General features: G+C 57.3%; 16 protein-coding genes and 1 tRNA gene. 10 read left to right on the forward strand and 7 right to left on the reverse strand.

Annotated elements, in window-relative coordinates:
• Positions 1–42: 42 nt before the first annotated feature.
• The 4 genes from cysD to LQK83_RS05725 all read left to right on the forward strand — a co-directional run bounded on the left by cysD (position 43) and on the right by LQK83_RS05725 (position 5,658).
• Positions 43–948 carry a sulfate adenylyltransferase subunit CysD gene (gene cysD / locus LQK83_RS05710; RefSeq protein WP_230836388.1) on the forward strand — a complete coding sequence of 302 codons (906 nt, stop codon included), beginning with the start codon at positions 43–45 and terminating at the stop codon, positions 946–948.
• The gene (gene cysN, locus LQK83_RS05715; RefSeq protein ID WP_230836389.1) at positions 948–2,843 is read left to right on the forward strand and encodes a sulfate adenylyltransferase subunit CysN; all 1,896 of its coding nucleotides are present in this window, start codon (positions 948–950) and stop codon (positions 2,841–2,843) included. The genes cysD and cysN overlap by 1 nt, the downstream gene beginning before the upstream one ends.
• A gap of 62 nt (positions 2,844–2,905) precedes the next feature.
• Entirely contained in the window at positions 2,906–3,484 is a 579-nt protein-coding gene (locus LQK83_RS05720; protein WP_230836390.1) for a peroxidase-related enzyme, read from the forward strand.
• Between the two features lie 155 nt (positions 3,485–3,639).
• A complete protein-coding gene (locus tag LQK83_RS05725; RefSeq protein ID WP_442966711.1) occupies positions 3,640–5,658 on the forward strand; it encodes a putative bifunctional diguanylate cyclase/phosphodiesterase in 2,019 nt (672 codons plus the stop codon).
• A 63-nt stretch (positions 5,659–5,721) separates the two neighbouring features.
• On the opposite strand, the gene LQK83_RS05730 is transcribed toward LQK83_RS05725, so the two are convergent.
• Together LQK83_RS05730 and LQK83_RS05735 are read right to left on the reverse strand one after the other, a co-directional pair.
• On the reverse strand, positions 5,722–6,048 hold the full coding sequence (locus LQK83_RS05730; RefSeq protein ID WP_230836392.1) for a hypothetical protein: 327 nt from the start codon (positions 6,046–6,048) through the stop codon (positions 5,722–5,724).
• A 237-nt stretch (positions 6,049–6,285) separates the two neighbouring features.
• Entirely contained in the window at positions 6,286–6,765 is a 480-nt protein-coding gene (locus LQK83_RS05735; protein ID WP_230836394.1) for a hypothetical protein, read from the reverse strand.
• Positions 6,766–6,921: 156 nt separating this feature from the next.
• On the opposite strand from LQK83_RS05735, the gene LQK83_RS05740 reads away from it, so the two are divergent.
• A tRNA-Pro gene (locus LQK83_RS05740) sits at positions 6,922–6,998 on the forward strand.
• Between the two features lie 198 nt (positions 6,999–7,196).
• Positions 7,197–7,445: a hypothetical protein gene (locus tag LQK83_RS05745; RefSeq protein ID WP_230836395.1), complete on the forward strand. Its 249-nt coding sequence runs from the start codon at positions 7,197–7,199 to the stop codon at positions 7,443–7,445.
• Between the two features lie 147 nt (positions 7,446–7,592).
• Here the strand turns inward: LQK83_RS05745 and LQK83_RS05750 are convergent, their stop codons facing one another.
• Both LQK83_RS05750 and LQK83_RS21825 read right to left on the reverse strand, forming a co-directional pair.
• Positions 7,593–9,440: a S1C family serine protease gene (locus LQK83_RS05750; protein WP_230836396.1), complete on the reverse strand. Its 1,848-nt coding sequence runs from the start codon at positions 9,438–9,440 to the stop codon at positions 7,593–7,595.
• Positions 9,441–9,668: 228 nt separating this feature from the next.
• The gene (locus tag LQK83_RS21825; RefSeq protein WP_442966712.1) at positions 9,669–10,355 is read right to left on the reverse strand and encodes an SH3 domain-containing protein; all 687 of its coding nucleotides are present in this window, start codon (positions 10,353–10,355) and stop codon (positions 9,669–9,671) included.
• Between the two features lie 904 nt (positions 10,356–11,259).
• Between LQK83_RS21825 and LQK83_RS05755 the strand changes: the two genes are divergently transcribed.
• Entirely contained in the window at positions 11,260–11,679 is a 420-nt protein-coding gene (locus LQK83_RS05755; protein WP_230836398.1) for a thermonuclease family protein, read from the forward strand.
• A 66-nt stretch (positions 11,680–11,745) separates the two neighbouring features.
• Positions 11,746–12,381 carry an SOS response-associated peptidase gene (locus tag LQK83_RS05760; protein WP_230836400.1) on the forward strand — a complete coding sequence of 212 codons (636 nt, stop codon included), beginning with the start codon at positions 11,746–11,748 and terminating at the stop codon, positions 12,379–12,381.
• A 94-nt stretch (positions 12,382–12,475) separates the two neighbouring features.
• On the opposite strand, the gene LQK83_RS05765 is transcribed toward LQK83_RS05760, so the two are convergent.
• The 3 genes from LQK83_RS05765 to LQK83_RS05775 form a co-directional block, all read right to left on the reverse strand.
• Positions 12,476–12,934: a hypothetical protein gene (locus tag LQK83_RS05765; RefSeq protein WP_230836401.1), complete on the reverse strand. Its 459-nt coding sequence runs from the start codon at positions 12,932–12,934 to the stop codon at positions 12,476–12,478.
• Entirely contained in the window at positions 12,915–13,385 is a 471-nt protein-coding gene (locus LQK83_RS05770; RefSeq protein WP_230836402.1) for a Panacea domain-containing protein, read from the reverse strand. Before LQK83_RS05770 ends, LQK83_RS05765 begins: the two co-directional genes overlap by 20 nt.
• Before the next feature lie 220 nt (positions 13,386–13,605).
• Positions 13,606–14,826, reverse strand: a complete 1,221-nt coding sequence (locus LQK83_RS05775; RefSeq protein ID WP_230836404.1) for an IS256 family transposase — start codon at positions 14,824–14,826, stop codon at positions 13,606–13,608.
• Between the two features lie 395 nt (positions 14,827–15,221).
• Between LQK83_RS05775 and LQK83_RS05780 the strand changes: the two genes are divergently transcribed.
• Together LQK83_RS05780 and LQK83_RS05785 are read left to right on the forward strand one after the other, a co-directional pair.
• On the forward strand, positions 15,222–15,425 hold the full coding sequence (locus LQK83_RS05780) for a hypothetical protein (protein WP_230836406.1): 204 nt from the start codon (positions 15,222–15,224) through the stop codon (positions 15,423–15,425).
• 127 nt (positions 15,426–15,552) lie between these two features.
• Complete coding sequence (locus tag LQK83_RS05785) at positions 15,553–16,221, forward strand: hypothetical protein (protein WP_230836408.1); 669 nt, start codon at positions 15,553–15,555, stop codon at positions 16,219–16,221.
• Positions 16,222–16,263 lie beyond the last annotated feature (42 nt).

Raw genomic sequence — 16,263 nt, forward strand, 5'->3', positions numbered from 1 at the left:
GGCCAAGGCCACCATCCGGGGTCGCGGTCCGGAGGACTGACCGTGTCGACGAAACTGACCCATCTTGAACGGCTCGAAGCCGAGGCGATCCATGTGATGCGCGAGGTGGCGGCGAATTTCGCAAGGCCGGTCATGCTCTATTCGATCGGCAAGGATTCGTCCGTCATGCTGCATCTGGCGGCAAAGGCCTTTTATCCTGCCCGTCCGCCGTTTCCGCTTCTGCATATCGACACGCGCTGGAAGTTTCGGGAGATGATCGCCTTTCGCGACCGCATCGCCGCCGACCTCGGCTTCGACCTGTTGGTCCACATCAACCCGGACGGCATCGCCGACGACGTCAATCCCTTCACCCACGGCTCCAGCCACCACACCCATGTGATGAAGACGCTGGCGCTGCGCCAGGCGCTCGACAAATACGGCTTCGATGCGGCCTTCGGCGGCGCGCGGCGCGACGAGGAAAAATCGCGCGCCAAGGAGCGCATCTTCTCCTTCCGCACCAAAGAACACGTCTGGGACCCGAAGGCGCAGCGGCCGGAAATGTGGAAGACTTTCAATACCCGCATCCACAAGGGGGAATCGATCCGCGTCTTCCCGCTCTCCAACTGGACCGAGCTCGACATCTGGCAATATATCCTGAAGGAAAACATTCCGATCGTCCCGCTCTATCTGGCGAAGAAGCGTCCCGTGGTCGTGCGCGACGGCATGCTGATCATGGTCGATGACGATCGCTTGCCGCTCGGGCCGGATGACAGGGTCGAGGAACGCACCGTCCGCTTCCGTACGCTCGGCTGCTATCCGCTGACAGGCGCCATTCCCTCGGACGCCGACACGCTGGAAAAGGTCGTCGCCGAAATGCTGGCCGCCACCACGTCCGAACGACAGGGCCGCGCCATCGACAAGGACGAGGCGGGTTCGATGGAGAAGAAGAAGCGCGAGGGCTATTTCTGATGCCGAAGCAGGTCCCCGAAACCGATCTCGCCACCTATCTGCGCGCCCAGGAAGAGAAGTCCATGCTGCGCTTCCTGACCTGCGGCTCTGTCGATGACGGCAAGTCGACGCTGATTGGCCGGCTGCTCTACGACACGAAGCTGATTTTCGAAGACCAGCTGGCGACGCTTGCCCGCGACAGCCAAAAGCACGGCACGAATGGCGAAGCGCTCGATTTCGCGCTGCTGATGGATGGGCTGGAAGCCGAGCGCGAACAGGGCATCACCATTGATGTCGCCTATCGTTTCTTCGCGACGGAGAGGCGCAAGTTCATTGTCGCCGACACGCCCGGCCACGAGGAATATACGCGCAACATGGCGACCGGCGCCTCCACTGCCGATCTTGCCGTCGTGCTGGTCGATGCGCGCCGCGGCGTACTCACCCAGACCCGCCGCCATAGCTATATCGCCTCCCTGCTGGGCATCCGCCACGTGGTTCTGGCGGTCAACAAGCTCGATCTGGTCGGTTTCGATCAGGTGACCTTCGACGCCATTGCCGCGGAGTATCGCTCCTTCGCCGCCGAACTCGGCTTCGAGACGATTGTCGCCATCCCGCTCTCCGCCCGCTTTGGCGACAATGTGATTGCGCGCTCGAAGAACACGCCCTGGCATGCCGGCCCCTCGCTGCTCGAACATCTGGAAACGGTCGAAATCGCGGGCAGGGGGCAGGACCATCCCTTCCGCTTCCCGATCCAGTCGGTCGTCAGGCCGAACCAGGATTTTCGCGGCTTTGCCGGTCAGGTCGCCGGCGGGCGCATTGCGGCCGGCGATCCGGTCGTCGCTGCCAAATCCGGCAAGACCTCGCGCATCGCCCGCATCGTGACCCAGAGCGGCGATCTGCCCGAGGCGGTGGAAGGTCAGGCGGTGACGCTGGTTCTGGCCGACGAGATCGAGCTGTCGCGCGGCAATATGCTGGTCGCCCCGACCGATCGCCCGCATGTTGCCGACCAGCTTCAGGCCCATCTCGTCTGGTTCGACGCCAAGCCGCTCATCCCCGGACGCTCCTATATCCTGCGCACCGAAACCGACGCGGTGAACTGCACCGTCACGGCGTTGAAGCATGAGGTGAATGTCAACACGCTCGCCCGCGACGCGGCGCGCGCACTTCCCATGAACGGCGTCGGCGTGTGCAATCTCTCGCTCCAGTCGCCCATTGCCTTCGATGCCTACCGCGATAATCGCGCCACCGGCAATTTCATCCTCATCGACCGCTTCACCAATGCCACGCTCGGCGCCGGCATGATCGACTTCCCGCTGCGCCGTGCCGAAAACGTGCATTGGCAGGCGCTGGAGGTCGACAGGGAGGCCCGTGCCGAAATCAAGGGCCAGCGCCCCGCCGTTCTCTGGTTCACCGGGCTTTCCGGCTCGGGTAAGTCCACCATCGCCAACAGCCTTGAAAAGCTGCTGCACGCGGAGGGTCGCCACACCTACATGCTCGACGGCGACAATGTGCGCCATGGGCTGAACCGCGATCTCGGCTTCACCGAGGCAGACCGCGTCGAAAACATCCGCCGTGTGGCGGAAGTCGCCAAGCTGATGGCGGATGCCGGGCTGATCGTCATCGTCTCCTTCATCTCCCCCTTCAAGGCGGAGCGGCGGCTGGCGCGCGACATGATGCAGCCCGGCGAGTTCATCGAGATCTTCGTCGACACCCCCATCGACGAATGCGCCCGGCGCGACCCGAAAGGGCTTTACAAGAAGGCGCGCGAGGGCAAGATTGCCAACTTCACGGGTATCAGCTCGCCCTATGAACCGCCGGAAAACCCGGAACTGCGGCTGGATACGCTGGCGCGGGAGCCCGACGATCTCGCCCGCCAGATCGCCGACTTCATGGGCCAACGGCTCATGCAGGGCTAGCGGCGTGGGCGAGCGGCCAGGAGCCGGGACAGACACGTCGAAGGCCGGAGGAGGGCCGCAAGATGAGCAACGACACCACGCCTCCGATCAGCCGCTATCCCATCCCCAAGCTTTCCAGCCTGCCCGACGACATCCGCCGGCGCATCGAAGCCGTGCAGGAGAAATCAGGCTTCGTGCCGAATGTCTTTCTGGTTCTCGCCCGCCGGCCGGACGAATTCCGCGCCTTCTTTGCCTATCACGACGCACTGATGGACAAACCCGGCGGGCTCAGCAAGGCTGAGCGCGAGATGATCGTGGTCGCCACAAGTGCGGCCAACCAGTGCCAGTACTGCGTGATCGCCCATGGTGCGATCCTGCGCATCCGGGCCAAGAACCCGCTGATCGCCGATCAGGTCGCGATCAACTACCGCAAGGCCGATATCACGCCGCGCCAGAAGGCCATGATTGACTTCGCGATGAAGATTTCGCAGGCTGCCTATCTTGTCGACGAGACGGATTTCGAGGCCCTCAAGGCCTTCGGGTTTGAAGAGGAGGACATCTGGGATATCATGGCGATCACGGGCCTTTTCGGCTTTTCCAACCGGATGGCGAATGTCGCCGCCATGCGTCCGAATGACGAGTTTTACACGCTCGGGCGATAATCCGCCCAACGTATTTTAGGTATTTAGAAAATACGAAACGCTTATTTTTGGGAATTTTAATATTCCGGTCTTATAAAGGCAGATGAGGCCGACAATCATGCCGGTGGGAGCGGGGTCCCCGGGCAGGTGTCGCAGGGGAACAGTACGGGGCGAGAATGGGGGGAGTGAATCTGTTTCAGGCTTTCAGGCGTCTGGTCACCGTTCCGAATGACAATCCGGAATTGACGCTGGCGCAGTTCAAGGCGTTTTCGAAACAGGTCCCGCTTCTGTATTTCATTCTGTTGACCAACATGCTGTCGCTGGCCGGGACACACCAGCAAAGCGCGCCCTTCTGGCTGGTGAAGGTGGTTCCGCTGGTCTTCGGGGTGGTCTTCGTGGTCCGCGCCATCGGCTGGATCCGCGAGTCCCGCAAGACGGTGGACGCGGCCTATGCCTATCGGCGGCTGGTCGCGACGAACCGCCTCGTGCTTCCCATTTCGGTTCTCTCGGTCGCCTGGTCGGCAGCGCTTGTGCCCTATGGCAACGATTACCAGCGGGCGCATGTCGCCTTCTTCATGTCGATCACGGTCATCGGGGTCATCTTCTGCCTGATGCATCTGCGTTCGGCGGCACTCATGGTGACCTTTCTGGTCATCCTGCCCTTTTCGGCCATCATGGGCCTGTCCGGCGAGCCGACTTTGATTGCAACGGCCGTCAACATGTTCCTCGTTTCGCTTGCCATGATCGCGATCATGCTGCGGCACTATGCCGATTTCACCAAGCTGAACGAGCAGCGCCTGACGTTGCTGGCCCAGCAGGCGGCGCTTCAGGACAAGAACCGCGCGATGCAGGCGCTGTCGGATGAAAATCTCCGGCTCGCCAATCTCGATAGTCTCACCCGGATCGCCAACCGCCGCAGCTTCTTTTCCAATCTCGCCGCAGCCTTCGAGGACGCCCGCGCGCGGGAAGGGCGGCTTGCCATCGGGGTCGTCGACCTGGATGGCTTCAAGCCGGTCAACGACCTCTATGGCCATTCCGCCGGCGACAAGGTTCTGGTCGAAGTGGCGGGGCGTCTGTCGACGTTCGAGACACATGGCTGCAGGGTCTTTCGCCTGGGCGGCGACGAATTCGCCTTGCTGATCGAGGTGAACGAGGGGGACGAAAAGGCGCTGCTTGAACTCGGCCAGCGCATTTGCGACAGCATTTCGCTGCCCATCATGATCGGCAACAGCGTCGTCAACGTCACCGGCTCGATGGGGATCGCGGTCTATCCCGATGTCGGGCTGAACGGCCGGGACCTCTACGAGCGGGCGGACTACGCCCTCTATCACGCCAAGCGCGAAAATCGCGCCAGCGTCACCGTTTTCAATGCCCATCAGGCCAAGGCGCTGTTCCGTCAGCGGCAGGTGGAGGAGGTGCTGTTCGCCGCAGATCTGGAGCGCGAACTGTCGCTTGCCTATCAGCCGATCGTCGACGGCCGGTCGGGCAGGACGCTGGGTTTCGAGGCGCTGGCGCGCTGGACAAGCCCGGTTCTCGGCCCGGTTTCACCGGCAGAATTCATTCCCATCGCCGAACAGCACGGCCGCATCAACCTGATCACCCGGCTGCTTCTGTCGCGGGCGCTCCGCGAGGCAAAGTCGTGGCCGGGCGAACCCTATCTCTCGTTCAACCTTTCGCCGCACGATCTGGCGGTGGAAGAGAACGTGTTGCGCATCATCGCCGCGGTCAACCACAGTGGCATTGCGCCCCGGCGCATCAATTTCGAGATCACCGAAACGGCGGTCATGCGCGATTTCGATCAGGCCGCCCATTCGATCGAATTGCTGCGCGTGCTCGGCTGCCAGATCTCGCTGGACGATTTCGGCACCGGCTATTCCAGTCTCAATCATGTGCACAAGCTGCCGCTGTCGAAGATCAAGATCGACCGCTGCTTCGTCGATCGCATCGATGCACGGCCGGCGAGCTACAAGATTGTCAAATCCGTGCTGACACTGTGCAGCGAAATGGGGCTGGCCGCGATTGCAGAAGGCGTGGAGCGGCTGGAAGAGGTTGAGGTTCTCAGAGCCCTCGGCGTCGACGCCATGCAGGGATATTATTTCTCGAAACCCCTGACGGGGGAGCTGGCAAGCGCCCGGCTCGAGGCGGAACGCGGCACGATCGCCCGAATGTCCACGGATTTCGCGGCTACCGAATAAGGCTCCGCGGGCGGATACCCCGTCTGAAGGGGAGGAGCGCCCAAGCGCTCCTCCTGCTGTCTGTCAGGCCTTCTTGGCAGGCGTCTTTGCGGCAGCCTTGGCCGCAGGCGGCGCCGTCTTCACGACGCTGGCCGGTGCGAGCAGTTCACGGCAATAGGACGGGCTGAACTCGCCCTTGCGATCACCGGTGATGGTGATCGAACGGATGGTGTAATCGCTGGTGACGGCAATCGTCGCGCTGCAGCTCTTGTATTCGCCACGTACGCGCTTGTAGCCACCCTTCCAGGTGAAGACCGAGCCGGTGCCGTCATCGGCGAGCGGCGGTCCATAGGCGGCAAAGAACTTGCCCGCCGACTTGCCGACCCAGGCAGCGGCGATCGGATCGCTCATGCTGCCCACGCCGCCCGTTGTCGCACAAGCCGAAAGAGACGCAGCAACCGCTGCAAGGCATAGGAATTTCAGTTTCATGTTCGCCCACTCGATGTTGTCCGGCCGTCACCGCCGAATCGCCGATAACAGGTTTGCAGGATTCGCAATGGGGGTGGCAACGGTCATGCAATAAAAAATGCAAATTGTTGCGCCCAATCCCCGCTCTTCAAGCTATCCTTGTTGAAAAAAAGTTCCGCCTCATTTGCGGACGCCGAAGACTTCCGCGCAACGCGATTGCGAGAACCCGTCGCCTTCCGTGTCGGAGGACAGGCTGATGGACTGGATGATGCGCGCCTTGTCCACCGTGATCTGCGCCACGCATTGCAGCCGCACATCGCGGCCGGGCGAGACCATCACCATCTGCGGATCGTCGAACCACGGCCCGAAGCGGGGGCCGAAACGCGAGCCGAACATGGGGTCGTAGAAGGGATCCCGCCGGACGATCTGGTAGTCCGGCGGGATATATTTATCGAGCCGCCCGCCGCGCCACGTGTAGATTACCCGCCCGCCGGAGAGCTTGTAGGAGGAGACGGGCGGGCCATAGGCGGAAAAGAAATTGTCGACCGGCTGCCCCGGCCAGCGCCTGTCGAGGCTGCGCTGCGCATCCTCGGTCGTCGTGCAGCCGGCAATCACAAGGCAGGCGGCAAGCGCCGCGAGGGGGCGGAAAAGCGAAGTCATGGCAATCTCCTTTGCCGTCAACGCTTTACGCCTTTCCCGCGACAAGGTTAAGACCCGCGCGGGCGTTCTAAGGCTCCTGTCAAAAAAAATTAGAAAAACGCTCAAACGGTGCTTGTAGATTTAAAAACGCTGGTTTATAGACCCCCTCGCTGGCATCGGAGTGTAGCGCAGTCTGGTAGCGCACCACGTTCGGGACGTGGGGGTCGAGTGTTCGAATCACTCCACTCCGACCAGCTTGAAAGCCCGCATCTGCGGGCTTTTTTCTTTTTCGGCGTCTTCAGATGTGGACGCTATAAACCGATTTCCAGATTCTCCGACAGAAATGCCCGACAGAAATAAATCGTAAATCAGTCGCGGGCCGTCAACCGGAATCAGCAATCACAACTAAACCGAGTATCAGCTAAGGCTAAAACTCTCGATAAAATTGCTTCATGACGAACGATCTGAAACATGAGCTGCAGCTGAAATGGCTTCCTGGAATCGATCTGGACGAAGCCAGGCGCTTTCTCACGCTCACAGACGCCGAACTGACGATAGAGATCGCATCCGCTGGCGACGAGCGGGCAGAGCTTCTTATTGACTTACCGACAGCTAGAGCGATGTACGTGCACTCGCTCGACCGCCGTGATGGCTCGATCACTCAAGAGAAAGTCGACCGTCATCCAGATCGCTACGGTTGACGCCATCGTTTTCAGCGATAGAGGAAAATAGGAACAAAAGCTTGTTCTGTGGGGATCATCGTTGAAACATAGGAGATAGCTCAACGCAGCGTGATGGTTGTCGAGCAATAGTTTGCCTCTGGTATTACAAGCGTTGCCACTGAGCGGTTATTGCGGTGTGCACTCTAAGCTAACAGCGACGTCCGTTGCACGTGTTGCCAAATCGGCTGGAGCAAGCTTCTCTGTGCTTGCGTTCATATTTGGCTGCACACCATTCGAAAGCAGGGAGCTGGCTGCAAGGGATGCCTTGATCGCGAAGTTTATGTTCTGAGCGATATCGTCGGTTACAGCTGCGAGCTTGAGCGCGTTCAACTTGGAGACCACGACGCCCACAACGTTGCCAAACTGATCAAGAAGAGGGCCGCCCGAATTGCCTGGTTGGACCGGTGAGGAAATTTGCAGATAGCGGCTATCGTCCTGCATTCCTGCGAGCGCCGTGACTGACCCACGTGTAAAATTGCCGGAACTGGCCAACAGGCCTTTTAAAGGGAATCCGAAGGCCGCGATATCTTCGCCGAGCTTCACATCTGATCGGAGTTTTGCGACATTCGAGGAACTGGCTGCTATTTTCACTAATGCGAGGTCATTTGCGGAGTCACGAGCCGCAACTTTGCCCTTCACTTCGATCCCTTTGACGAAGGTTGAGACCTCGGTGCATCCTTGTACCACGTGAGCATTTGTCAGCACTGCATCCGGTAATACAAAGAAACCTGTCCCTGAGTAACTCTCCTGCTTTTGTTTCTCCGCTGGAGCTGTGACGGTCGCGGGCGTGGCGGCCGGGGTATTCGAGGCTTGCGTTGACACGTCAACTTGTTGCTTTCCGAAATAGCCGTTTTCTTGCAGATGGCGAAGCAAGCCAAGGGGGAAAGGAAGGGTGGTTTGGTTGGCATAGTCGCATTCGTTGCCAGGTCTATTCCCGGGACAAACCCTGACTCCGAACCCGTTGTCGTTTTGGTATAGCCCGAGCATTTTCTGCCAGGCTTGCTCTCCCTCACGGGTCCTTACTGCATCCGCGATCCACGCCGCCAGGAAGCCATTTGAAGACCAGAGACTTGAGGTCATCTTCGCTAGGAATTCAAATCCTCTTTGCTCCTCAAGAATTCGTTCGCGAAACTCCCCCTTCAGAGAGACGTCCTGAAGCTTCACGCCGTCGAATTCCTTGACAATGAGGGGGGCGAAAGATTCAGCATAAGACGAGAACTGGTAAAGAAATCTATCATCGCGGTGCAGCGCGTTTGCAACTCCGTCTTGGTCGGGGTCCTCAAAATACAGTCCGCCCCCGTCGTACTCACCAAGGTCTATGAACTGCCACTTCCCTGAGCCGTCAGGAGTCAACAAGACGCTTTTCATGCAGCAGTGCGCCCCGCCAGTGTTGGCGTCAAAAAAAACGTCAGGAAGGGAATTGTTCTTGTTGAGGTGAACCAGCGTTACCGAAGACGAAAAGTTTGAAGTATCGGAGAAATCGTAGGTCAGCTCGAAAAGCTGCCTGCCGCTATCCGACCCGACCAGTCTTGCTTTCCAGCCTTCGCCTGAGGAAATACGCTTGACGGTTACCAAGAAGCTCCCGCTACTGACGCTGACTGGCTTCAAAGTCGTCAACTCTGCTGTCGCGAGCACCGGGGATGACGGCGTCCAAACGACCTGAGTTATGCTTGCCCCGTTGGAATAAAACGCGTCAGATGGAATGCTAGGCCAAGGGTAGGCTTTTCCGACGTCAGTCAGAGAGCCGGACCGTGGAGTAAGCACGACCCCATACCAACCGCTTTTTGTCATGACCACCCGGGCTTCGTCGCCATATAAACGGGCGATGCCGATGGCATTTGGTTTCTCTTGAGCGCTCGCGACGAATATCCAGTGCTGACCGGGTGGAGCCTTGAACTGTTGCCCTTGCGCCGCCGTTGTGTAAAAGAAACTCAATATTGACGCGAAAATTAGCAGTGTCTTCGCTACCGCCATGCTTGAACCCTCTGGCACCAGGGTCCCCATACCCATTTCCGTACTACCCGCATTGTTTCGAGCTACCTATTATCAAACTTCGCGAAGGCACCACTTCAGGTCAACCGTAAATTACATTGTCTTCGGTTATCCATGGTTGTCGAGCGGAAACTTTTGTTAATGATGAAATGGTGATTCTGAGTTGTCGCAATTGCTGACAGGCAGTCCAGTGCTCACAGGCGGTAGTTCCTATTGAACGGCGTTCCGAAATGCTTCGATCATCGCTTTCGTGACGTCGGTCGGGTAGCACACAGGGGAATAGCCTCCGGGCCTCGAATAGGCGCTACGCCTCCCGCATTTGTGCCCTGCCCGATCCCGATTGTTGGGGCACGGACAATTACCTGGATAGCTGCTGATCGATTCCGATATTATGCGGGCAATAATAGTCGCGTCCGACAGAAGCGGCGGCTTCGGAGGCTCGACCTTTTTCGGGGCTGGCTTCGACTGTTCGTCCTGACTCTTGCCATCCGTGGGGTCGTCAACTCCAAGCAAACGCGAAAAAATCCACCCGTCGCGCTGTGTCAGCTCGTCTTTCACATGTGACCATTGATCTGAAGTGCCGAGCAATTGGACGCGTCGACCGGGATCAAACCTGTCCAGGATTGAGGCAGTATTATCAGGAGCAGCCCGGAACGCCACCCTGTGCCCTGTCACGTAGAGCCGCTCAGTCCGTTGGCTTTCGAATCCTGTTCTCGGTGGGTCGGAGGTTTCGCTATCGCTTTTTTCTGTGATGGCCGGTGAGGAACCGCCGGTCGACTGCACCGGCGAGTTTGCTTGCGGCGGGGTAGGCAATGATCGGTGCGGCTCGTTGGAGCCAAGATGCGAGATCAGATACAAGCTGCCGACTACACCCAAAATCCACCAACGAACCTTCATCGCACCTTGCCCCCAAGGCCTGTAGGTTGCCCCGACAGCAGTAGCAAAACAAGCCTGGGCTGCAAGGATGATTGACTACTCGCCTTTGCGGGCGAATAGTCCAAGTCGGCGGATTGGTTTCGAGAGGTCACGAAATGGTGGGGGGGTGGGACCGAAATCCTGGACCGGGCAACTACTACACGTCATCCGGATCATCATCCGGCGGATTAGCATGGATTGTTTTGATATGCGCCTTTGTAGGGGTGTCTTGGTATTTCGGTTGGCCCGAAGCCATCTGGGGTACGAGAACGCTGGAAGCGCAACAAAAGGCCGTCGGAGCTTTTTCAGCAAGAACCGGTTCGGTGACGCTCCAGACGTCTTTCTGGTCAAGGAGAACGCTTTCGGGGGGCAGGACAGAGTGGCCGTCGTTTATGGGTTTTTGGACGATTTGGCGTTCTGTGCCGAGGTCGCTGAGCTTTATCAGCGCAAATACCCAGACGCAAAGTACTCGTGCTCCTTTGCCAACTGAGCGAGGCTCTGAAAGCGTCATCGTAACCGCTGCGGACGTTATTGTTCACAATTTCGATGCTGGACTCTCAAGAGCCTTTGTTCCTATTTTGTTCAAATGCCCAATCCCAAATTTGAAGATAACCGGAGCCCGAACGATAGGACGTTACGCGACCTCGTGGACGACCGGCTTGCGCTGTTTTTCGAGTGCGCGAGCTGCGAGCGGTTATCGCAAAGTGATATTTTGGAGCTTGTGTGGCGGTTCGGGCCCGATACGAAAATTGAGACGATCCGCTTCAAGGTAGTATGTTCGCGCTGCCAGGCCAGAAGGGCGACACCCTTGCTTAAGAGTTTCTATCGGCGCGGTGATTTCGCATGGATTCCTCGCCCACCCCTTGCGAGTAGGTAGGGCCTCGCCATGACACGACAAACGGCTTTCCTCGTTCTGTTGGGCTCCTTGCTGGCCTCGGTACCGGCGCATGCAATCGAAATCTTCAAAGGAGGCAATCGCGCCGCCCGGAAAGTCACATGCGTATATGACGGCGACGGTATCTGGATCAAAGGCGTGAAGATGCGCCTAAAGGATATCGACGCGCCGGAAATCCAGCACCACGAATGCGCTCGGGAGCTTCAGCTAGGTATACGGGCTCGCGACCGTCTCGCACAGCTTATGAACGGAGGTTTCGACGTTGACTATACACGCAAGAAGGGATTCTATGGGAGCGAACTGGTCTACGTTATCTTGCGCGATGGCCGTGACGCAGGGCAGGTGCTTATATCCGAGGGCCTAGCTCAGCGCTGGCCGAACACCGGCAACGTCTGGTGCGGCAGAAAGTGAACCCGAATTAACGGGGCGATTGCGGGAACCGTTTTCTAACGGGGAATAGCGGGGGAAACGGGCGCGATGTGTAATTTGTTTAACGTGTCGACGACGCATGAGATGATGAAACAGTTTGCTCGCGCCGTTGCCGACCAGACCAACCGCCTTGAACCTTCAGAGGACATATACCCTGACCGCCCTGCTCCTGTGATCCGAAACCACGGTGGCAATCGCGAACTTGCTATTCTTACCTGGGGCATGCCGTCGCCGCCGTTTGTGACCAAGGGCAAACCAGATACGGGCGTGACCAACATCCGCAATGCGACGAGCCCCCATTGGCGGCGTTGGCTTGGGCCAGAGAACCGCTGTGTGGTGCCCTGGACGACGTTTTGCGAATGGGACGATACGAAGCCCAAGAAAACCAAGAGGTGGTTTGCTATCGACGAGAGTAAGCCGCTAGCATTCTTTGCCGGTCTTTGGACGGAATGGAACGGCGAGCGTGGATCCGCCAAGAACCCTCGGTCGGGGTGTCATGAGCTTTTCGGCTTCTTGACCTGTGAGCCCAATTCTGTGGTGAGACCGATCCACCCAAAGGCCATGCCGGTTATTCTGACCACCTCTGAGGAAGTCGATTTTTGGATGACGGCACCTTGGTCTGAAGCGAAGGAGCTTCAGCAACCATTGCCAGATGACACCTTAAAGCTGCTTCCGGTTTTTTAAGTTGAGGCAAACATACGGTGATTGCCATCGACAGAAACGAAAGCTGTCGCCGTCAGCTACTCACGGTCACCGCTTACATCTCCGGAGCACGATGTCACGCGCATATTTTGTGGTCTTTGTCTAAATAGACCAGATAAAAGGCGTCCAAGCATCTAAAGCCATGAACCCTTGATTCACCATCAACACGAAGCTCAAATAAAGTAATATCTTCACTTATGCTATCAAGCTGATCGTTTTTCGGGTATTTCTTTCGGTCTAAGACCGTATAACCTAAGCCTGTTTTATTTCCAAGCTTGCCGCCGGTTTTGTATATATCTGACCACTTCATTTGCCGTAGCTTTTCGACGAAAGCAGAGAACGCTCTGAGAGAATTGACGTCCCAAGTCGATAGGCACTGAAAAGCTGATACGTAGTACTTTAGGTTGACGTGCGGAGTCTCTTTCTCTGAGTTCTTCTCTGAATTTAAAATAAACCTCTCAAAAGCGTTGAAGCCGATAGCATCAGCCTTCTGCTTTTCGACAACCTTGCTGATTTTATTGTTTTTCTTGCTCAATTTCTTCGTGAAGCTCTTTGTAGAATCGTGCCATCGTTTCTTTTTTGATCTTATTTGTCGAGCGAGCCTCCGGAGGAAGGCCATTCCTGGCTTCAATCCAAGGGAACTCTGAATGTGTCATGTGTTCCAAATGCTTTGCCGACAACTCTCCGTACGATTCAAGAATATCCTGGAGTAGCTCTTCAGTTTCGGCATCGAATTCAGGAACCTTATCGGGTACCGGAAGTGCGCTCCAACTGGAGCCCTCGAATTCTCGGTAAACACTTTCGGATACGGGGCCATGAGCCCAAGCCTGCAAATCTTCGTCGAAGATTGGGTGGCCATGCAAAGCAAGAGACCAAGCCTGAGCATAGTAAACCAGCTTTTGCAGCTTTAAATGAGTTATAGAGTCGCCGGATTCTCGGTCTATTGAACCCAGAAACCACGCCGCGACGTCCTTTGCGGTGGCCATTACAATCTCCCTGAAGTTCCTTCTGCACTAGCATGGAAATGAGGCTATTGTGAAACGGAATTTATGTATGAACGTTTACCAGAGGCAATGTGGTGAGCGTCTGGCGCTGGAAAATCGATAGGCTATGCTATTCGGGCCATTCCACGACGAGGAAGCCTCCGAAGGCGTGGACGGGACTGTCAGGAATTTCGTGTACGGGCGTGCGGTTGAACATTTCTGTTTACGCCCTCGCGGCCTGGAAACGATCCGCGAAGAGAACGGCAAATTGCGATTTCGCCATTGCCCATTCCCTTGGCGGCATTTTCCACTCTTTCTCCGATCTGTTCAAGACCAGATACAGGAGTTTCGTCGCCGCCTCATCGGATGGGAAATGGCCCCTTGCGCGCACCGCGCGGCGTAGCTTGGAATTCAGGGCCTCGATGGCATTCGTGGTATAGATGATCCGTCGCACGTCCTTGGGAAAGGCAAAGAAGGGAATGACCTCCTGCCAGGCACGCCGCCACATCTGGCCGATAGCCGGGAATTTCTGGCCCCATAAACCTACTTCGAATGCGGTCAGCGCTGCCTCTGCGGCGGCATCGTCAACGGCCGAATAGATCAGCTTCATCGCGCCCGCCAAATCCTTGCGGTCTTTCCAGGAGGCAAAATCCAGCGAGTTTCTCAAGAGATGGACGATGCAGGTCTGCACGGTGGTTTCCGGAAAGACCGCGTTGATGGCATCAGGAAAGCCCTTCAGTCCGTCGACGACGGCAATCAGGATATCGTCCACGCCTCGGTTCTTCACCTCGTTCATGACGCGCAGCCAGAACTTCGCGCCCTCGTTGGTTTCGATCCAAAGCCCAAGGATTTCCTTCGTTCCGTCGCCGCGAACGCCGAGCGCGACATGGACGGCCTTGTTGCGCACCGTGCCTTCGTCGCGGATTTTGACACGAAGCGCATCGAAGAATACCAAAGGGTAGACCGGCTCAAGAGGACGCGATTGCCAGGTCGTGATCTCATCGAGCACGGCATCCGTCACCGCCGAGATCAGGTCCGGCGAAACATCCACGCCATAGAGTTCCTGCACATGGCCGACAATCTCGCGGGTGCTCATGCCCCGCGCATACATCGAGATGATCTTGTCGTTGAAGCCGGGAAACCGCCGCTGATATTTGGCAAGGAGCTGTGGATCGAAGCTCGACTGCCTGTCACGTGGAATGGACAGCTCCAGAGGGCCGTCCTCGGTCAACACCGTCTTCTTTCCATAGCCATTGCGGCTGTTGCCGCTGGCTCCTTCCCTTGAGAGATGGTGATCCATCTCCGCGTTCAGCGCCCGTTCCGCAAGCGCCTTCTTCAACTGGTCGATCAGGCCGCCGCCGTCAAAGGCCGTCTTGGCATCAGCCCCGCCGAGCAATTGGTCCAATATCGCGTCCGGGATAACCGGCTCTTTCCGTCGTGCCATGGGTGGTCTCCTTCAAACCCATTATGCACGCCCGTACACGAAATTCCTGACAGTCCCGCGTGGACCGCCTTACTTATAGCTTTGAGGTTTGGGTAGTCGCTGCGATGGCCACGGGTTTGAAAATACCTTTTCGTTCGGCATTCCTCATCCAAGTCGCGCATCGTCCTTTTGATCTCTTAACATCTTAGCCGCACCTGATCTAGAGATTGAACCCAGGTTATTTTGTAGGGCCTCTTTTCGCGTCGAAAACCGTAATACCGTGCTGCTACGCATATCCTCGATGGCGATATGACGGACGAAGAAACGCTGATCTTCCTCAAGAGCCTTGCAGGGCGGTCCTAACTTGGCTTGACCATAACCCACCAGGCAAACCCCAACAGACGCAAGTTTCGAGCATGACGCAGACGAAGTTGTGCCCGCCATTTTTCCATTACCCGGAAGATCGGGCGAAGCTGCTATCGCTTGCCGCTACAATCCTCGGCCAGACGGACGGATGGGAATCTGAAGAGGCGAAGCAACTTGCTTCACTCGTCAAGGCCATCCTTCGGGACGAGGATTGGATGTTCAAAAACGCGCCGCACTTGGCGGCCGAAAATTGATTTGCTCTCCACCGTCGACCGGGCCTAACGTCCCGATAGCGCTTGGACTGGGGACGTTCGAGGAGAGGCGAGATTTTAAACGCTCAAATTTTTAGCGAATACTAAAGCACCCTTGCTGGAGGAGCAGATGAGGAATTTTGTATTTCAGGCACTTATTTTGACCGTCGCCGGGCCGTCGATTGTGTCGGCGCAATCACAATGCGACTTTGATAAGCCAACCGGAAAATGCGTCGGGACTGTAAGCATCCAAAAGTCTTACGGTTCGAAACCCAGTTTCGGCGCGGAACTGTCAGTGCGAAGCTCGGCAGCTTACTGTTCAAAGGTCGAGTTCTACGTGGATTCGACCCCGTACCAAACAGTTCTCAAAAACAGTAGTCACGACATCGAGAGTGTGTTCGGGACCAAGCCGATTTCGCGAAAGAACATCGCCGTCAAAGGTTGCACCTCTTATGCCTCCGTGGGGCAAGGGCGATCCAACTCGTCCGAACAAGTCCAATCTGGAAGTTTCTCTGGTACCTGGTCGGGGAGTATTCGCTGGACGTTCGTTTCGGCCGGAACAACGCTCAGTATAACCGAACATGGAAATTCAGTTTCGGGAACGTGGACGGACTCCAAGGCTGGAGGAACGTTGCCCTTCAATGGGACTAGAAACGGCAGCACGATGACATTCCAATATGTCGCTCCAGGGGATGGCTCCCACGGGACAGCGACGATGGTCTTGCTGGACAACGGTCGTGCCACTTTCACAGCGGCTGCTGGTGCCATCGTGTTTTCAGGAACGCTGTCGAAACACTAAGGAAAATGGACTCCGACACTCCCCCCGTTACTCCCTATACGG

The sequence above is a fragment of the Rhizobium sp. C1 genome (genome assembly GCF_021026335.1).
GTDB lineage: Bacteria > Pseudomonadota > Alphaproteobacteria > Rhizobiales > Rhizobiaceae > Ensifer_A.